Source organism: Agromyces sp. MMS24-K17, from assembly GCF_043950245.1.
Lineage (GTDB): Bacteria > Actinomycetota > Actinomycetes > Actinomycetales > Microbacteriaceae > Agromyces.
Genome location: NZ_CP171640.1, coordinates 2,000,160 through 2,018,223 on the forward strand (window position 1 = coordinate 2,000,160; position 18,064 = coordinate 2,018,223).

Sequence of the window (18,064 nt, forward strand, 5' to 3'; positions counted from 1 at the left end):
CAGAGGAGCAGCAATGTCCATCCGCATCGGCGCGCACGAGGTCGGCGCCTTCGAGCCCGTCTACGTCATCGCGGAGATCGGCCTGAACCACAACGGCGACGTCGAGCTCGCGAAGCAGCTCATCGACGTGGCGGCCGAGTCCGGCGCGCAGGCCGTGAAGTTCCAGAAGCGCACCCCCGAGATCTCGACGCCGGCGCACATGAAGGACCAGCCCCGCGAGACCCCGTGGGGCACGATGACGTACCTCGAGTACCGCCGCCGAGTCGAGTTCGGCGACGACGGGTACCGCGAGATCGCGGCGCACGCGACCCTCCGCGGGCTCGACTGGTTCGCGTCGCCGTGGGACGTGCCGTCGGTCGAGTTCCTCGAGCGCCACGACGTGGTCGCGCACAAGATCGCGTCGGCGTCGCTCACCGACCTCGCGCTCCTCGACGCGGTGCGCCGCACCGGCAAGCCGGTCATCCTCTCGACGGGCATGTCGACCCTCGAGGAGATCGACCTCGCCGTCGAGGTGCTCGGCACCGACCGGCTCGTGCTCATGCACGCGACCTCCAGCTACCCGATGCCGCCGGAGGAGGCGAACCTGCTCGTCATCGACGCGCTGCGCCGCCGCTACCCGGGTGTGCCGATCGGCTACTCGGGTCACGAGCGCGGCCTGCAGATCTCGATCGCCGCGGTCGCGCTCGGCGCGGTCGCCGTGGAGCGGCACATCACGCTCGACCGCACCATGTGGGGCAGCGACCACGCCGCCTCGCTCGAGCCGCAGGGCCTCTCGCACCTCGTGCGCGACATCCGCGTGCTCGAGGCCGCGCTCGGCGACGGCGTGAAGCGCGTCCAGCCCGGCGAGGAGGCCCCCAAGGCGAAGCTGCGGCGGGTCCTGCAGCCGTGACGGGCTCGGATGCCCCGCGCCGGCGGCTCCTCGTCGTCGCGGACTCCGACTCGTACCTGAAGTGGGGCGCCGCGCTCGCGTCCACGTTGCCGAAGGAGGCGTGGCGCACCCGCGTCGTCGTCATCGCGTCGCCCGTCGCGCCGAGTGCCAGGCAGGCCGCGACCGCGCTGGCGGGGTCGCGGTTCGACCCGGCGGACGTGCCGACGGTGCCCTACGAGGAGCTCGACCTGCTGCTCGACGAGGTCGACCCCGACGCCGTGCTCCTCGCGCTGCGCGGGCCGTTCGTGCGGGTCGTCGCGCCGCGGCTGCTGCGCCGGCGCCGGCGCCCGGTGCTGCTGGGCGGCTTCCCGGGGCTCACGATCCCCGCGGTCCCGAAGGCGATCGTCTACCGCGAGCAGACCGACCTCGTGGTGCTGCACAGCCGCCGCGAGGTGCGCGACTTCACCGAGCTGTCGGAGCGCATCGGCGTGCGCGGTGCGTTCGGGTTGGCGACCCTGCCGTTCCTGCGGGCTCGCACCGGCCTCGCACGCACGGGCCTGAAGGGCGCCGGCCCCGACCCGACGGACGCCTCGAGCGGCACGATCGCGACCGGACTCGACATCGTGTTCGCCGCGCAGGCGAAGGTGCCGGCCGCCCGCGAGGACCGGGTGCGCCTGGTCGCCTGGCTCGCCGAGCACGCGAGGCGCCACCCGGAGCACCGGGTCGTGGTGAAGGTGCGCGCCCGTGCCGGGGAGGCGCAGACCCACGCCGAGGCGTTCGACTTCGCGGACCTCGTCGCCGAGGTCGACCCGCCCGCGAACCTCGTCGTGGCCGACGGCCCGATGGGCGTGCAGCTCGCGCGGGCCGGTGCGCTCGTCACGATCAGCTCGACGGCGGCGCTGGAGGCCGTGGCGGCCGGCGTGCCGGTGCTGCTCCTCGACGACTTCGGCATCTCCCCGGAGATGATCAACACCGTCTTCGCCGGTTCCGGCCTGTTCGGCAACGCCGACGACCTCGTGGCGGGCCGATGGCGCCGCGCGGACGCGTCATGGCGGCGAGAGAACTACTTCCACGGCATCGAGGCCGACGGGTGGATCCCGGCGCTGGAGGCGCTCGCCGCCGCCCGGGATGCGGGCCCGTTGCCCGCACTCCCGCGCACGCGCGACCGCGCGGGCGGCGTGCTGCGCGCCGCCTACGACCGGCGCCGCATGCTGGGCGACTTCGACCGGTCGGCGGCGGGCCGCACGGCGATGGCGATCGGCCGGCCCGCGCGCTGGACGGTGCGGCGGATGCGCGCGCTCAAGCGGTGGGCCGCGGGCGCGCCGGGCGCAGTCGCGCCGGGCGCAGGCGCGCCGGGCTCGACAGCGTCGGGCTCGAGCCCGACCGGTTCAGTCGAGGGGCGCGGTGTGCTCGGCGACGTGCCGCACGTAGGCGTCGGCGTTCCGGCGGATACCGGCCCGCTCCTCCTCGGTGAGCTCGCGCCGGACCTTCGCCGGGACGCCCGCGACCAGTGACCCCGGCGGCACGATCGTGCCCTCGAGCACGACGGCCCCGGCCGCGACGAGGGACCCGGCCCCGATGACGGCGCCGTTCAGCACGGTCGCGCCCATGCCGATGAGGGAGTCGGGCTCGACCGTGCAGCCGTGCAGCACCGCCGTGTGCCCGACCGAGACGTTGGAGCCGATCACCAGCGGGTAGCCCGCGTCGACGTGGCAGACGACGTTGTCCTGGAGGTTCGCGCCCTCGCCGAGCACGATCGGTTCGGCCTCGGCGCGGAGCACGGCGTTGTACCAGACGCTCGATCCGGCGGCGAGCCGCACGTTGCCGACGACGACGGCGCCCGGGGCGACGAACGCGTCGTCGGCGATCACGGGGGCCGGGATGCCGGCGAGGGGGATGATCCGGGCCGAGGGGTCTGCGCTCATGGCGCCAGCCTAGGCGGGTGGGCGCCGGGCGGCACCGCGACGGTACCCGGTCGTGGCCAGCCGGTACCCCACCCCCGCCGCGAACACGGCGACGCCGCCCACGACCGACGCGATCGGGAGGGTGGCGACGAGCACGACGCATCCGATGGCGCCCGCCGCCGACGCCCAGCGCGGCAGCCGGCGCTCGCCGGCCGGCTGGGTGATCGCCGCGGCATTCGCGACGAGGTAGTAGACGAGCACGCCGAACGAGCTGAAGCCGATCGCGTCGCGCAGGTCGGCGACGGCCACGAGCGCGATGATCGCGACCGCCACGACGACCTCGGCGACCCAGGGCACATGCGTGCGCTCGTGCACGGCGGCGAGCGGGCCGGGGAGTTCGCGGTCGCGGGCCATCGCGAGCGCGGTGCGCCCGATGCCGGCGACGAGGGCGAGCAGCGCGCCGAGCGCGGCGAGGGCCGCGCCGACCTGCACGACGGGTCGGGTCCACGCCCAGCCGCCCGCGGCGGCGACGTTGGCGAGCGGCGCGCGGCTGGCGGCGAGGTCGGATGCCCCGAGCACGCCGAGGGCGACCACGGCGACGACGGCGTACACCGCGACGACGACGCCGAGCGCGATCCCGATCGCGCGCGGGATGGTGCGGGCGGGGTCGCGCACCTCCTCGCCGAGCGTGGCGACCCGGGCGTAGCCGGCGAAGGCGAAGAACAGCAGTCCGGCGGCCTGGAGCACGCCGAGCGGGCCCTGCGGCGGCGGCCAGCCCTCGCCGAGGAGCCACGCGGAGGCGGCGCCGTTCGCGCCGGAGCCGCCCGAGTCGCCCGAGCCGCCCAGCACCCCCGCGAGTCCCGCGACGACCACGAGCGCGAGGACCGCCAGCACCGCCGTCACGATCACCGCGGCGGCCCGCGCGGTGCGGGTGATGCCGAGCAGGTTCACTCCCGCGAGCACGACGACGGCGGCGATCGCGAGCGGCCGCTCCCAGCCGGCGGGGGCGACGTACGCGGCGAAGGTCATCGCCATCGCCGCGCAGCTCGCCGTCTTGCCGACCACGAACCCCCAGCCCGCGAGGAACCCCGGCCAGGCGCCGAGCCGCTCGCGCCCGTACCGGTACGCGCCGCCCGACTCGGGGTACCGGGCGGCGAGTTGCGCCGTCGAACCCGCGTTCGCCCACGCGACGAGCGCCGCCAGGGCGAGCGCCACGATCAGGGCGTCGCCGGCGGCCGCGGCGGCGGGTGCGAACACCGCGAACACACCGGCGCCGATCATCGATGCGAGGCCGATGACGACGGCGTCGCCGAGGCCGAGGCGTCGGGCGAGGGCGGCCGGCGGGGTGGTCATGGCGGCAGGGTACCGGGTCGCGGTGACCCGTTCGGGTCGCGGGCGGATGCCCCGTAGGATCCCTGCATGACCCAGCCCTCGCACGCCGCCGTCGACCGCGTCGCCGCCGCCCTCGCCGAGCAGGGCGTCGAGCCCCGGATCACCTGGTTCGACGACGCCGTCACGACCGCGCAGCTCGCCGCCGACGCCCTCGGCATCGAGGTCGGCCAGATCGCGAACTCGCTGGTGTTCACGATCGACGACGAGCCGATCCTCGTGCTCACCTCGGGCGCGCACCGGGTCGACACCGAGTGGCTGGGGGAGCAGCTCGGCGGTACCATCCGCCGCGCCTCGAAGGAGGTCGTGAAGGACGCGACCGGCCAGGTCATCGGCGGCGTCGCACCCGTCGGCCATCCGGCGCCGGTGCGCACGGTCGTCGACACGATGCTCGCCGAGCACGACGTCGTCTGGGCCGCGGCCGGTCACGCCAAGACGGTGTTCCCGACGACCTTCGACGAGCTCGTGCGGATCACGGGCGGAACCCCGCACGCGGTCGAGCCGGGCGCTGATGCCGCGACCGACGCGGATGCCGCGACCGACGCGGATGCCGCGACCGACGCGGATGCCGCGACCGACGCCGGGGCGGCGTAGCCGGAGGCATCCGCCCCGCCGCTCCGACCGACCCCGCTACGCGTCGCGCCGGGCGCCCGCGCTCGCCTGCTCGGTGAAGATCACCGGCTCGCCGAAGCCGTGCTCGGCGAAGGCGGCGCGCACCGCGGCGGTGAGCTCGGCGACGCGGTCGTCGGCGACGAGCGCGATCACCGAGCCGCCGAAGCCGCCGCCGGTCATGCGCGCACCGACCGCCCCGTTCGCCTGCGCGGTCGCCGCGGCCAGGTCGATCTCGGGCACCGTGATCTCGAAGTCGTCGCGCATGGAGGCGTGCGACGCGTCGAGCAGCGGGCCGATCGCGCCCGGGCCCTGCTCGCGCAGGGTGCGGACGGTGTCGAGCACGCGCCGGTTCTCGGTGAGGATGTGGCGGACCCGACGGAAGGTCTCGTCGTCGAGCACGGCCCGGGCGCGGTCGAGGTCGTCGACGTCGAGGTCGCGCAGCGACGAGACGCCGAGCCCGCGCGCGCCGGCCTCGCAGGAGGCGCGCCGCGCCGCGTAGCCGCCGGTCGCGTGCGCGTGGGTGACCTTCGTGTCGATCACGAGGAGCGAGAGGCCCTCGGCCGTGAAGTGCAGCGGGATCACCTCGGCGTCGAGGCTGCGGCAGTCGAGGAAGACGGCCGAGTCGGGCTCGCTGAGCAGCGACGCCGACTGGTCGAGGATGCCGGTCGGTGCGCCGACGACCTCGTTCTCGGCGAGCTGTCCGACCTTCGCCAGCGTGGGCCGATCCAGGCCGAGGCCCCAGTGCTCGTCGAGCGCGAGCGCGACGGCGCTCTCGAGGGCGGCCGACGACGAGAGGCCGGCGCCGACGGGCACGTCGCTCGTGATGAACAGGTCGACGCCGCGGACGTGCCCGAGGTCGGCGCCGAAGCGCCCGAGGGCCCAGGCGACGCCGAGCGGGTAGGCCGCCCAGCCGTCGACGGCGTGCGGCGCGAGGTCGTCGAGGTGGATCTCGACCGGGTCGGGCGCGAACGAGGTGGCGACCCGGATGACCCGGTCGGCCCGGTCGCCGAGGGCGACCCAGGTGCGCTCGGCGATGGCGAACGGGAACACGAACCCGTCGTTGTAGTCGGTGTGCTCGCCGATCAGGTTCACGCGGCCGGGCGCCGACCAGACGCCGACGGGCGCGTGGCCGTAGTACTCGGTGAACAGCTGCTGCGTGCCGGCGGCGTCGCTCATGCACTGACCCTCTCGATCGCGGCGCGGAGCGCCTCTGCCTGCGTCTCCGGGGGGACGTCCCCGATCCATGCGCCCATCGCGGCCTCCGAGCCGGCGAGGAACTTCAGCCGGTCGGCGGCGCGCCGCGGGCTGGTGAGCTGCATCGACAGCCGCACCTCGTCGCGGCGCTCGTGCACCGGCGCCTGGTGCCAGGCGGCGATGTACGGCGTGGGGGTGTCGTAGAGGGCGTCGACGCCCCGCAGGACCCGCAGGTACACGCTCGCGAGCTCGTCGCGCTCCTCGAGGGTCGTCTCGGCGAGGTCGGGCACGTGGCGGTGCGGCACGAGGTGGATCTCGATCGGCCAGCGCGCGGCGAACGGCACGTACGCGCTCCAGTGCTCGCCGCGCAGCAGCACGCGCGGGCCGGCGAGCTCGCTCGCGATGGTGTCGGCCACGAGGGTGGGCCCGTACGCGTCGATGGCGTCGAGCAGGCGCTGCGTGCGCGGGGTCACGTACGGGTACGAGTAGATCTGGCCGTGCGGATGCCCCAGCGTCACGCCGATGGCCTCGCCGCGGTTCTCGAAGGGGAAGACCTGCTGCACGCCTGGCAGCGCCGAGAGCTCGGCGGTGCGGTGCGCCCACGCCTCGATCACGGTGCGGGCGCGCGAGACGCTCTGCGTGCCGAAGGAGCCCTCGTGCTCGGGGCTGAAGCACACGACCTCGCAGCGCCCGACCGAGGGCAGCGTGCGCTCGATGCCGACCGCGCGGGTGTCGGCGAGGGCCGCGGCGGGGTCGAACGCGTCGTCGGCGAGGGTGGGCCCGAAGGAGGGGGAGCGGTTCTCGAAGACGGCGACGTCGTACGTCGACGGGATCTCCGACGGGTTGCCCTCGGACTGCGGGGCGAGCGGGTCGAGGTTCGCCGGCGGCAGGAACACGCGGTTCTGGCGCGCGGCGGCGATCGAGATCCAGTCGCCGGTCAGCGGGTCCTGCCGCATGTGCGCGGTGGCCGGGCGCGGGTCGAGGGCGCGCGCGTCGACGGCGCGCTCGGCGCCGAGCGTGGTGTCGGCGTCGTCGAAGTAGATGAGTTCGCGGCCGTCGGCGAGACGCGATCGGCGCACGGCGATGCGGGGGTCGTTCACACGCTGCACGATACGCGCCTTTCGTTTTGCAAACAACTCGGTTTCGTATTGCAAAGCGGCAGGGCGCGCGGGAGAATGCGGGGGTGTCCCAGCCCGTCGACTCCGCCAGCCGCCGCCAGCTCGCCCTCGCGATGGTCGGCGACCGCGGATTCGTGCGGGTGGCCGACCTCGCCGTCGCCTTCGGCGTCACGCCCGTCACCGCCCGGGCCGACCTCGACGCCCTCGAGCGCGCCGGCGCGATCCGGCGCGTCCACGGCGGTGCCGTGCCAGCCGCGGGCGGCCCCGAGGGGGCCCGACCCGATCGCGAGCCCAGCTTCGAGGAGGCCCTCGAGACGCGCGTGCGCCCCAAGCGCGCCATCGGCGCGGCCGCCGCCGACCTCGTGCGCAGCGGCCAGAGCATCCTGCTCGACGTCGGCACCACGACGCTCCAGGTCGCTCGGGCGCTCCGGGCGCGCACCGACCTCGAGGACCTCACGGTCTTCACCAACGGCCTCTCGATCGCCCTCGAGCTCGAGCCCGAGATCCCGCGGTTCACGGTCGTCGTCACCGGCGGCACGCTGCGCCCCAAGCAGCACTCGCTGGTGCATCCGCTCGCGCACTCCATGCTCGACGACATCCACGTCGACCTGACGATCCTCGGCTGCAACGGCGTCGACGCGGTGCGCGGGGTGACGAACGCGAACCTCCCCGAGGCCGAGGTGAAGGCGCTCATGCTCCATGCGGGCGCGCGCACCGCGGTCGTGGCGGATGCGTCGAAGCTCGGCGAGGTGCACCTCGGCCGCATCGCCGCCATCGACGAGGTCGACCTGCTCGTCACCGACGACCAGGCCCCCGAGCTCCTCGTCGGCGAGCTCGAGGCCGCCGGACTGGCCGTCCGCATCGCCCCGCAGCCGACGCCCTAGAGTGGTCTCCATGACCTTGCCGACCGGCGAACAGTACGTCCTCGAGACCTCCACGTCGAGCGGTGACCTGCAGGCGACCATCACCGCGGTCGCCGCGGCCATCCGCACCCTGACCATCAACGGCATCGACCTCGTCCCGCCCTACGGCGACGACCAGACGCCGCCCTCCGGCGCCGGCATCGTGCTCGTGCCCTGGCCGAACCGCATCCGCGACGGCCGGTGGACGCACGACGGCGTCGAGCAGCAGCTCGCGATCACCGAGCCGAAGCTGAACAACGCCATCCACGGCCTGCTCCGCTACACCGAGTACCGCGAGGTCGAGCGCGACCGCGACTCGGTGACGCTCGCGGCGACCGTGTACCCGCAGGCCGGCTACCCCTACCTCCTCCAGACCGCCGTGACGTACGAGCTCGTCTCCGACGGCCTCCGCGTCACGCACCACCTCGAGAACCAGGGCGGCGAGGCCGCGCCGTTCGCCGTCGGCACCCACCCGTTCGTGAAGATCGGCGGCGTGCCGACCGAAGACCTCGTGCTCCGCCTCGACGCGGCCAGCCACATCGAGGTCGACGACCGGCTGCTGCCGACCGGCGAGGTGCCCGTCGACGGCACCGAGTGGGACTTCCGCGAGGGCCGCCGGGTCGGCGACGTCTCGCTCGACGACGCGTTCGGCGAGCTCGCCAGCGACGACGGCGGCATCATCGAGCACACCCTCACCGCACCCGACGGTCGCACCGTCTCGGTGTGGAGCGAGGAGGAGTTCGCGTTCGTGCAGGTGTACACGACCCGCGAGTTCCCCGGCGAGGGCGGCGACGTCGCGATCGCCGTCGAGCCGATGACCGCGCCCGCCGAGGCCTTCAACTCGGGCCGCGGGCTGCGCTGGCTCGACCCGGGCGAGGCCTGGCAGGGCACCTGGGGCATCCGCTTCAACGGCTTCACCGCCGAGTGAGCCGCGCGTGCGCGGCGGCGACGCCGCGCACGCCGGGCATTCCCCGTCCGCGCCTCAGCGGGCGCAGGAGCCCGAGTCGACCGCCTCGCTGAGCGAGGTCGCCGACTGGGCCAGGGGCGCGAGCGTCGTGACCGGGATGGCGAAGCCGACCGAGGCGACCGAGTCGCTCTTGGCGAACACGACCCCGCCGACCAGGCCGTCGCCGGTGAGCACCGGGCCGCCCGAGTTGCCGTGGTCGACCCGCGCGGCGAGCGTCATCACGTCGCGCGTCGACGGCACGCCGTCGGTCGAGATCGACAGCGGCGACGTGCCCACGACCGTCGCCGGGCGCAGCTGGAACGGGCCGCCGAACGGATAGCCGGCGATGGCCGCCTCCGCATCGACGCCCGGCGGGTCGGCGAGCCCCAGCGGGGCGACGTCGAACCCGTCGACGGCGATGAGGGCGAGGTCCTGGTCGACGTCGTACGCGACCACGCGGCCCGCGGCCACGGCGCCGCCCGGCGCCTCGACCATCGGCTCGTCCACCCCGGCGACGACGTGCGCGTTCGTGACGATCCGGTCGGGCGCGACGACGAAGCCCGATCCGGCCAGGCTCGACCCGCACTCGAACGCGGTGCCCGTGATCCGCACGACCGACGCGGTCGCGGCGAGGATCTCCGGGTCGGTCACGTCGCCGGTCGGGGCATCCGGGGCCACCGTCGGGCCGTCGAGCACGCTGACGAGCCAGGGCAGGCCGCCGCCGACGACGCTCGACCGCAGCTCCGCCATGAGGCTGCGCGCCGGCGCCGGCGCCACCTGCTCGAGCCCGGTCAGGATGCGCGAGCCCGCGAGCGCGGGAGACAGCACGGGGATGCCCATCGCCGCGACGCCCGTGCCGACGAGCACGACGACGAACGCGGTGACGAGGAAGTTGCCGATCGCCCCGAGCACCCGGTCGACCGGACCGAGCTTGACCGCGGCGGCGCCGCTCCGCAGCACCCGCCCGATGGCGGCGCCGACGGAGGCGCCCGTCACGAGCAGCACGATCGCGGTGGCGATCGCGGCTGCCGTGCGCCACTCCGGCGCCGGCACGAGCGAGGCGACCCAGGGCATCGCGAACCACGCGGCGATGCCGCCGGCGATGAGCCCGGCGAGGCCGGCCGCGGTGCGCAGCAGGCCCGCGCGATAGCCGTTCACGAGGGCGCCGATGAGGACGAGCACGAGGACCACGTCCACGACGATGCTCCAGCCCATCGAGGCGCTCCTCACTCGAGCCCTCGGGCGGGGCTCGGAGCCCCAGCCTGACGGATCCGCCTCCGCATCCGCTGTGACCGGCCGTCGGATCGTCGGAAGTCGACAACCCGTTGGGTTCGCCGATCGCCGTCGGCTACAGTCCTGACTGCCCCGCCCGGGGCAGCCAGCACACGACGAGGAGTGACGGATGCGCGTCGGGATGTTCCTGAACTACGCCGGAGGGTTCCGCGAGGCCGCCGACGAGGTCGCCGAGCTCGAGGCATCCGGCATCGACCTCATCGTCGTGCCCGAGGCCTACTCCTTCGACGCGGTCAGCCAGCTCGGGTTCCTCGCCGCGCGCACCGAGCGGATGCGCCTCATGAGCGGCATCCTGCAGCTCTACACCCGCACGCCCACCCTCACGGCCATGACGGCCGCGGGCCTCGACTACGTCTCCGACGGCCGGTTCGAGCTCGGCATCGGCGCCTCCGGGCCGCAGGTCATCGAGGGCTTCCACGGCGTGGCCTACGACGCGCCGCTGGGCCGCACGCGCGAGCTGGTCGAGGTGTGCCGGCAGGTGTGGCGCCGCGAGCCCGTCGTGCACCAGGGTCGCCACTACCGGATCCCGCTGCCCGAGGGGGAGGGGACGGGGCTCGGCAAGCCGCTGAAGCTCATCAACCACCCGGTGCGCGAGCGCATCCCGATCACCATCGCCGCCCTCGGCGCCAAGTCGGTCGAGCAGACCGCCGAGATCGCCGACGGCTGGCTGCCGATGTTCTTCCACCCCGGTCGTGCGCGCGACGTGTGGGGAGAGGCCCTCGCCGCCGGCGCCGCGCGCCGCTCCGCCGACCTCGCGCCGCTCGACGTGTTCGCGAGCCCGGCGCTCGCGATCACCGACCGCCCCGAGGACGTGCTGCCCCTCGTGAAGCCCCAGCTCGCCCTGTACATCGGCGGCATGGGCGCCCGAGGCAAGAACTTCTACAACGACCTCGTCGCCGGCTACGGCTTCGCCGACGACGCGGCGCGCATCCAGGAGCTCTACCTCGCCGGTCGTCGCGACGAGGCCATCGCCGCCGTGCCCGACGAGCTCGTGCGGGCCATCTCGCTCATCGGCCCGGCGGCGGAGGTCGCCGAGCGCGCGCAGGCGTTCGCCGACGCGGGCGTCACGACCCTCGCCGTCGCGCCGCTCGCCCGCGACTCGCGGGAGCGCGTCGCGCTCATGGCCGGGTTCCGCCGACTCGTCGGCTGAGGGACCGGCCTCGAGCCGGGACTGGTGCAATCCCGCACCTCCGACTAGCGTGAGAGGCCAGCACACGGGGTCGTGTGCTGAGGGGAACCTTTGGGGAGGAGCCGCTGGGAGGGACTGTCGAGTCGGGCAGGACACGGGGCGAGCGACGCCCGGTTCCCGCCGCAACGAACCGACAGCCCCCCGGGCGGTGCCCCGATGATCGTAGCGGCGCACGTGCACGCGGCGCGGCGCGGCTCGGCGCGACACGCACAGCGCGAGACGCACAGCGCGACACGCGCTGGACGCGCGAGGCGTGCGCATCGCAGGACGCGCCTCGCTCGAATCAAGTGGTGCCCCCACAGGGACTCGAACCCTGGACCCACGGATTAACCTGCTGCACCGGGTCTCCCCGGCCACCGCGCAGCGCGCGGCTTGCAGTCTGGACTATCTCACCACCTTCGACCGGATCGTTCAGGTGCGCCGCGTGTAGTCTCTGAGGTTCCCTTGCGGTTACCTGCTGATTGCCCAATCCGGCGCGATTGTCACTGCCTCCTCGTGGGTGGCGAGTACGGCCGGCTCTCAGGGTGTCCCAGCATATAGCGGCGTTCATTCGGCGCATTTCGGCGCCGACGCTCCATTTTTTGTTGTTGAAGTCCGTTGCTCTAACCAACTGAGCTATAGGGGCGGAATCACCCTAACAGGCACCGTGCCGCCGGGCCGAGTCGCTCCCGCCCGGGCGGTGTCGTCGGGGGATCGGAGTAGGGTTTCCGGGATGGCCGCCGACTTCCACCGCCCCACGCGCTTCCCTCCGGGCATGTTCGAGGACTTCCTCGGCGGCCAGGATCCGGCCCAGCTGAGCCGCGTCGCCCACGACACGGCCGCGGCACTGCTCGCCCGGGTGCGCGACGATCCCGACCCCGAGGTGGTCGAGCGGCTGGTCTCGTACACCGACCGGCACGGCATCGACGCGATCGCCGAGCTGTGGTCGCAGGCCTCCGCCAAGAGCCTGCCGGGCGCGCTGTGGCGCATCTACCTGCTGCGCACCCTGATCCGGCAGGACCCGGCCGGCATCGCCCTGGCGTACCAGCGCGGCGCGGCGGTGTCGCGCACGATCGACCAGGTCGTGGCGGGCGCGGTGCAGCCGACCGGTCCCGACGAGGTGCGCGACCTCGCCGACCGCATCCTGCGCGGCGCGTTCGCCGGCGACTTCGCGGTCGCGCTCGAGCGTGCGGCCGCGTTCTGCCGGGTGGTGGCGGCCGGTACCGCCGACCTCGCCGACGATGCGGACGCCGCGGATCGCGTGGCCCCCGAGCGCAGCGCCGACCTCACCCGCCGGGCCCTGCGGCTCGTCGAGCTGGGCGACGAGCTGATGAGCTGCGCGAAGCTCTGGCGGCACGAGTCGCTCGACTGAGGCGCGGGCGGCCGGAATACCCGCGGGCACCGGTCCGTTAGACTGTGATGGCCGGGCCGCAGTAACCCCGGGCTCCAAAATTCGCCGCTCCGAGCGGCCTCGCGCCGAGAGGCGTTTCTGCGGCCCGGTACTTCCGTCTCCGGGGGTCGCCTAGCATCGGAGCATGCCCGATTCGGTGACCTTCCTGATCGACCCGCTCCCCGCCGATGCGACCGAGGTCGACCTGTCCGGCACGTTCCGCGCCGTCGACGCGTCCGAACCCGCGCTCCGCGTCGGCGAGCTGTCGACCCAGCGCGGCGACGGCATCTTCGAGACGATCGGCCTGGTCGACGGGCACGCGCAGGAGGTCGGCCCGCACCTCGAGCGCCTACGCAACTCGGCGCGCATCTGCGAGCTGCCCGAGCCGAACCGGGCCCAGTGGGAGGCCGCCATCGCCCGCGCGGTCGCCGCGCTGCCGGCCACCGGGGAGTTCGCGATCAAGCTCGTGCTGAGCCGCGGCGTCGAGCACGGGCCGACGCCGACCGCCTGGCTGCACGCCGGGCCCGCCAAGGACTCGACGCCCGCCCGCGAGGGAGGCATCCGCGTGGTGACGCTCGACCGCGGGTACGACCGCGGGGCCGCCGAGCGCGCGCCCTGGCTGCTGCTCGGCGCGAAGACGCTGTCGTACGCCGTGAACATGGCCGCGCTGCGCGAGGCCGCCCGCCGCGGCGCCGACGACGCGATCTTCCTGTCGTCCGACGGGTTCGTCATGGAGGGGCCGACGTCGAGCGTCATCCTGCGCTTCGGTGACCGCTACGCGACGCCGGCGCCGACCGGCGCGATCCTGGCCGGCACGACCCAGCAGAGCCTCTTCGAGCACCTCCGGGCGGGCGGTGCCGAGGTCGAGGAGCGCGACATCCGCGCCGAGGAGTTGCGCGAGGCGGATGCCGCGTGGCTGGTGTCGAGCGTGCGCATGGCCGCCGGCCTCCGCGAGCTCGACGGTGAGCCGTACCCCTTCGACGCCGACGCCACGCGCGCCTTCAACGCGTACCTGCTGAGCCCGCGCGACTGACGCGCACCGCCGACGACGCCCGCCCAGCACCCGCCGGGCGCTGCGATCCGCGCGGAGACGACGGATGCCCCGGGCACTCGCCCGGGGCATCCGCTCACGCCGTGCCGCCCGCCGCAGCGGGCGCGACGATCACCCGAAGCGACCCGAGACGTAGTCCTCGGTCGCCTGCACGCTCGGCTTCGAGAAGATCGTGGTGGTGTCGTCGTACTCGATGAGGTTGCCCGGCTTGCCGGTGCCGGCGATGTTGAAGAACGCCGTCTTGTCGCTCACGCGCGACGCCTGCTGCATGTTGTGGGTCACGATCACGATCGTGTACTCCTGCTTGAGTTCCTCGATGAGGTCCTCGATCGCGAGGGTCGAGATCGGGTCGAGGGCCGAGCACGGCTCGTCCATGAGGATGACCTCGGGGGAGACCGCGATCGCGCGGGCGATGCAGAGGCGCTGCTGCTGGCCGCCCGACAGGCCCGAGCCCGGGCGGTCGAGGCGGTCCTTGACCTCGTTCCAGAGGTTCGCGCCGCGCAGCGAGCGCTCGACCAGGTCGTCGGCGTCCGACTTCGAGATGCGCTTGTTGTTCAGGCGCACGCCGGCGAGCACGTTCTCCTTGATCGACATCGTCGGGAACGGGTTCGGCCGCTGGAACACCATGCCGACCTGCCGGCGCACGAGCACCGGGTCGACGCCGGGACCGTACAGGTCGTTGCCGTCGATGCGCACGCTGCCCTCGACGCGGGCGCCGGGGATCACCTCGTGCATGCGGTTCAGCGTGCGGAGGAAGGTCGACTTGCCACAGCCCGAGGGGCCGATGAACGCGGTGACCGTCCGCGGCTCGATGTCGAGGGTGATGCCCTCGACGGCCAGGAAGTTGCCGTAGTAGACGTTGAGGTCGTTGACTTCGATGCGCTTGGACACGGATACCTTCGGTTCGCTTCGGTGGGGTCGGGGGTCTCGGATGCCTCGTCAGCGCCCGGTCTTCGGGGAGAAGGCCTTGGCGACGATGCGGGCGATGACGTTGAGCAGGGCGACGATGAGGATGAGCGTGAGCGCACCCGCCCAGGCCCGGTCGATGTAGGCCTGCGTGTCGGTGCCCTGGTTCATGTACTGCGTGTACACGAACACGGGCAGCGTCATCATGCGCTCGGAGAACAGGTTGTAGTTCATGCTCGTCGTGAAGCCCGCGATGATGAGCAGCGGGGCCGTCTCGCCGATGACGCGGGCGATCGAGATCATGATGCCGGTGATGATGCCCGCGATCGAGGTGGGCAGCACGACCTTCAGGATCGTGAGCCACTTCGGCACGCCGAGGGCGTACGACGCCTCGCGGAGTTCGTTCGGCACGAGCTTCAGCATCTCCTCGGAGGAGCGCACGACGACGGGGATCATCAGCACCGACAGCGCGACCGCGCCGCCGAGGCCGCTGCGGTAGCCCGGGTCGCCCGTGATGAGGGCGAACAGCGCGAAGGCGAACAGGCCCGCGACGATCGACGGGATGCCCGTCATGACGTCGACGAAGAACGTGATCGCGTGCTTCAGCCGGCCGCGGCCGTACTCGACGAGGTAGAGCGCGGTGAGCAGGCCCACCGGCACCGAGATGAGGGTCGCCGCGCCGGTGATGAGCAGGGTGCCCATGATCGCGTGCAGCGCGCCGCCGCCGGCGCCGACGACGTTGCGCATCGACTGGGTGAAGAACGCGACGTCGAAGCGCGGCAGGCCGTTCACGACGGTCGTGAACGCGACCGAGATGAGGGGCAGCAGGGCGATCGTGAACGCCGTCGCGACGAGCGCGGTGACGAGGCGGTCGGCGGCCTTGCGCGGGCCCTCGATGAGGCGCGACACGACCCAGATCACGATGCCGTACAGGATCACGCCGAAGAACACGGCGCCGGCGATGTTGAACTCCGAGCCGTCGGCCGCGGCGAGGATGGCGAAGAACGCCGAGGTCACCGCGAAGCTGCCGAGCAGCACGCCGAGCGGCGCGAACCGGGGGAGCTTCCCGGCGGTCAGGGAGTTGGCGATGGCGGGCGGGGTGGAGCCGCCGACGGGCGTCTTCCGGGGAGTTGCGGTGAGGCTCATCAGTTCGCTCCCGAGAATTCCTTGCGGCGCTCGACGATCCAGCGCGCGAGCATGTTGACCGCGAGGGTGATGACGAACAGCACCAGGCCCGTCGCGATGAGGATGTTGACCCCGATGTCGTGCGCCTCGGGGAAGTTGAGGGCGATGTTGCCGGCGATGGTGTTCGGGTTCTGCGACGTCAGCACCGCGAAGCTGATGAGCGACGCGGGCGAGAGCACCATCGCCACGACCATCGTCTCGCCGAGCGCGCGACCGAGGCCGAGCATGGCGGCCGAGACGATGCCCGGGCGGCCGAACGGCAGCACCGCGAGCTTGATCATCTCCCATCGGGTCGCGCCGAGCGCGAGCGCGGCCTCCTCGTGGAGCACCGGGGTCTGCAGGAAGACCTCGCGGGAGAGGGCGGTGATGATCGGCAGCACCATGACGGCGAGCACGATGGCGACGGTGAGGATGGTGCGGCCGGTGCCGGACGCCGGCGGGGCGAAGAGCGGGAACCAGCCGAACCACTCGGTGAGGCTGGTCCACAGGGGCTGCACGGCCGGCGCGAGGACGGTGATGCCCCAGAGGCCGAACACGACCGACGGCACCGCCGCGAGCAGGTCGATGACGTAGCCGAGGCCCTGCGCGAGTCGGCGCGGGGCGTAGTGCGAGATGAAGAGGGCGATGCCGAGTGCGATCGGCACCGCCATGAGGAGCGCCAGGAAGGCCGCCCAGATCGTGCCGAAGACGAACGGCACGACGTACTGCCAGAAGCTCTCCGCGTCGCCCTTGAACGCCGCGGGCTCCGCGGTGAACGCGGGCATCGACTGGGCGACGAGGAACGCCGCGACCGCGGCGAGGGTGACGAGGATCAGGATGCCCGCGATCAGCGTCGACTTGGAGAAGATCGTGTCTCCGAGTCGCTGCTTCACGGTCCTCGCGGGGGCTGCCGCCTCCGCCGGGGCTGTCGTCATGGCCGGGGTCTCCCTGGTCGGTTGGAACGTGGGGGCCGGTCGCCGGTGACGACCGGGTGCCCGGCCCGGGTCCCGCGAGGCGGGACCCGGACCGGGCGCGGGGTGTTACTTGACGGTGGCGATCGCCGCGGCGACCTTCTCCGACAGCTCGGCCGAGAGCGGCGCGGAGCCGGCCTGCTCGGCCGCGGTGGCCTGGCCCTCCTCGCTGGCGAGGTAGGTCACGTAGGCCTTGACGAGCTCGCCCTGGGCGGCGTCGGCGTACTCCTGGCAGACGATCGCGTACGAGACGAGCACCAGCGGGTAGTGCGACGGGTCGGTCGTCTTGCGGTCGAGCGCGATGGCGAGGTCGTTCGCCTCGCGGCCCTCGACGAGCGGCGACTCGGCGACGACGGCGGCAGCCGCCTCGGCGGTGTAGCCGACGAACTCGTCGCCGACCTTGATGTTCGCCACGCCCAGGTCGCCGGCGCGCGACGCGTCGGCGTAGCCGATGGTGTTCACGCCGTTGGTGACGGCGTCGACGACGCCCGAGGTGCCCTGCGCGCCCTCACCGGTCTGGTAGGGGAACGGGTCGGCCGGCTTCTGGTCCCACACCTCGGGGGCGTTCTGGTTCAGGTAGTCGGCGAAGTTCTTCGTCGTGCCCGAGTCGTCCGAGCGGTGCACCGCGGTGATCGTCGCGGCCGGCAGGGTCGCCTGCGTGTTGAGCGCGGCGATCGCCGGGTCGTTCCAGGTGGTGATGTCGCCCTTGAAGATCTTGGCGAGGGTGGCGGCGTCGAGGTTGAGCTCGTCCACGCCCTCCACGTTGAAGATCACGGCGATCGGCGAGATGTAGACCGGGAGGTCGATCGCCTTCGTATCGGGGGCGCAGGAGGCGAACTCGCCCGCCAGCTCCTCGTCGTTCAGGGCCGAGTCGGAGCCGGCGAAGTCGGTGCCGCCGGCGATGAAGGTCTCGCGACCGGCGCCCGAGCCGGACGGGTCGTAGTTGATCGTGACGTCGGGGTTGGCGGTCTGGAAGGCGGCCACCCAGGCCTCCTGGGCCGAACCCTGCGACGAGGCGCCGGCGGCGTTGATGGTGCCCGAGAGCGACGAGGCGGACTCGCTCGGCTCGGTGGCCGAGCCCTCGTTCGCGGCACAGGAGGTGAGCGCGAGGGCGGCGGCTGCGGCGATGACGACGGGCACGCCGAAACGCTTGAGGTTCACGTGATTCCCTTCCGGGGTTCCGATTGC

General features: G+C 73.3%; 15 protein-coding genes and 2 pseudogenes. 8 read left to right on the forward strand and 9 right to left on the reverse strand.

Going from position 1 to position 18,064, the window contains the following annotated elements; genetic code table 11:
• Positions 1–13 precede the first annotated feature (13 nt).
• On the forward strand, positions 14–889 hold the full coding sequence (locus tag ACGGZK_RS09055) for an N-acetylneuraminate synthase family protein (RefSeq protein WP_395245925.1): 876 nt from the start codon (positions 14–16) through the stop codon (positions 887–889).
• A pseudogene (locus ACGGZK_RS09060) lies at positions 886–1,971 on the forward strand (DUF6716 putative glycosyltransferase); the annotation flags it as partial. The gene ACGGZK_RS09055 and the pseudogene ACGGZK_RS09060, both read left to right, overlap by 4 nt.
• 285 nt (positions 1,972–2,256) lie before the next feature.
• Here the strand turns inward: ACGGZK_RS09060 and ACGGZK_RS09065 are convergent.
• Both ACGGZK_RS09065 and ACGGZK_RS09070 read right to left on the reverse strand, forming a co-directional pair.
• On the reverse strand, positions 2,257–2,793 hold the full coding sequence (locus ACGGZK_RS09065; protein ID WP_395245926.1) for a gamma carbonic anhydrase family protein: 537 nt from the start codon (positions 2,791–2,793) through the stop codon (positions 2,257–2,259).
• 9 nt (positions 2,794–2,802) lie between these two features.
• A complete protein-coding gene (locus ACGGZK_RS09070) occupies positions 2,803–4,125 on the reverse strand; it encodes an APC family permease (protein ID WP_395245927.1) in 1,323 nt (440 codons plus the stop codon).
• 66 nt (positions 4,126–4,191) lie between these two features.
• Between ACGGZK_RS09070 and ACGGZK_RS09075 the strand changes: the two are divergent.
• A pseudogene (locus ACGGZK_RS09075) lies at positions 4,192–4,665 on the forward strand (YbaK/EbsC family protein); the annotation flags it as partial.
• Between the two features lie 126 nt (positions 4,666–4,791).
• On the opposite strand, the gene galK reads toward ACGGZK_RS09075, so the two are convergent.
• A complete protein-coding gene (galK, locus tag ACGGZK_RS09080; RefSeq protein WP_395245928.1) occupies positions 4,792–5,949 on the reverse strand; it encodes a galactokinase in 1,158 nt (385 codons plus the stop codon).
• Positions 5,946–7,076 carry a galactose-1-phosphate uridylyltransferase gene (gene galT / locus ACGGZK_RS09085; RefSeq protein WP_395245929.1) on the reverse strand — a complete coding sequence of 377 codons (1,131 nt, stop codon included), beginning with the start codon at positions 7,074–7,076 and terminating at the stop codon, positions 5,946–5,948. The genes galK and galT overlap by 4 nt, the downstream gene beginning before the upstream one ends.
• A 74-nt stretch (positions 7,077–7,150) precedes the next feature.
• Here galT and ACGGZK_RS09090 point away from each other — a divergent pair, with 74 nt between their 5' ends.
• Positions 7,151–7,969, forward strand: a complete 819-nt coding sequence (locus ACGGZK_RS09090) for a DeoR/GlpR family DNA-binding transcription regulator (protein WP_395245930.1) — start codon at positions 7,151–7,153, stop codon at positions 7,967–7,969.
• Positions 7,970–7,979: 10 nt separating this feature from the next.
• Positions 7,980–8,915 (forward strand): aldose 1-epimerase family protein, encoded by a 936-nt coding sequence (locus tag ACGGZK_RS09095; RefSeq protein WP_395245931.1) that lies wholly within the window; start codon positions 7,980–7,982, stop codon positions 8,913–8,915.
• 54 nt (positions 8,916–8,969) lie between these two features.
• Here the strand turns inward: ACGGZK_RS09095 and ACGGZK_RS09100 are convergent, their stop codons facing one another.
• Positions 8,970–10,148 (reverse strand): MarP family serine protease, encoded by a 1,179-nt coding sequence (locus ACGGZK_RS09100; RefSeq protein ID WP_395245932.1) that lies wholly within the window; start codon positions 10,146–10,148, stop codon positions 8,970–8,972.
• A gap of 187 nt (positions 10,149–10,335) precedes the next feature.
• On the opposite strand from ACGGZK_RS09100, the gene ACGGZK_RS09105 reads away from it, so the two are divergent.
• From ACGGZK_RS09105 to ACGGZK_RS09115, 3 genes are all read left to right on the forward strand, one after another.
• Positions 10,336–11,376: an LLM class F420-dependent oxidoreductase gene (locus ACGGZK_RS09105; RefSeq protein ID WP_395245933.1), complete on the forward strand. Its 1,041-nt coding sequence runs from the start codon at positions 10,336–10,338 to the stop codon at positions 11,374–11,376.
• A gap of 751 nt (positions 11,377–12,127) precedes the next feature.
• Positions 12,128–12,766, forward strand: coding sequence for a DNA-directed RNA polymerase subunit beta (locus ACGGZK_RS09110; protein ID WP_395245934.1), 639 nt, complete (start codon positions 12,128–12,130; stop codon positions 12,764–12,766).
• A 163-nt stretch (positions 12,767–12,929) separates the two neighbouring features.
• On the forward strand, positions 12,930–13,817 hold the full coding sequence (locus tag ACGGZK_RS09115) for an aminodeoxychorismate lyase (RefSeq protein ID WP_395245935.1): 888 nt from the start codon (positions 12,930–12,932) through the stop codon (positions 13,815–13,817).
• A gap of 129 nt (positions 13,818–13,946) precedes the next feature.
• Here the strand turns inward: ACGGZK_RS09115 and pstB are convergent, their stop codons facing one another.
• The 4 genes from pstB to pstS all read right to left on the reverse strand — a co-directional run bounded on the left by pstB (position 13,947) and on the right by pstS (position 18,037).
• Positions 13,947–14,726, reverse strand: coding sequence for a phosphate ABC transporter ATP-binding protein PstB (gene pstB / locus ACGGZK_RS09120; RefSeq protein WP_395245936.1), 780 nt, complete (start codon positions 14,724–14,726; stop codon positions 13,947–13,949).
• 48 nt (positions 14,727–14,774) lie between these two features.
• On the reverse strand, positions 14,775–15,887 hold the full coding sequence (gene pstA / locus ACGGZK_RS09125) for a phosphate ABC transporter permease PstA (protein ID WP_395245937.1): 1,113 nt from the start codon (positions 15,885–15,887) through the stop codon (positions 14,775–14,777).
• On the reverse strand, positions 15,887–16,840 hold the full coding sequence (gene pstC / locus ACGGZK_RS09130; RefSeq protein ID WP_395245938.1) for a phosphate ABC transporter permease subunit PstC: 954 nt from the start codon (positions 16,838–16,840) through the stop codon (positions 15,887–15,889). The genes pstA and pstC overlap by 1 nt, the downstream gene beginning before the upstream one ends.
• A 105-nt stretch (positions 16,841–16,945) precedes the next feature.
• A complete protein-coding gene (pstS, locus tag ACGGZK_RS09135; RefSeq protein WP_395245939.1) occupies positions 16,946–18,037 on the reverse strand; it encodes a phosphate ABC transporter substrate-binding protein PstS in 1,092 nt (363 codons plus the stop codon).
• Positions 18,038–18,064: the final 27 nt, after the last annotated feature.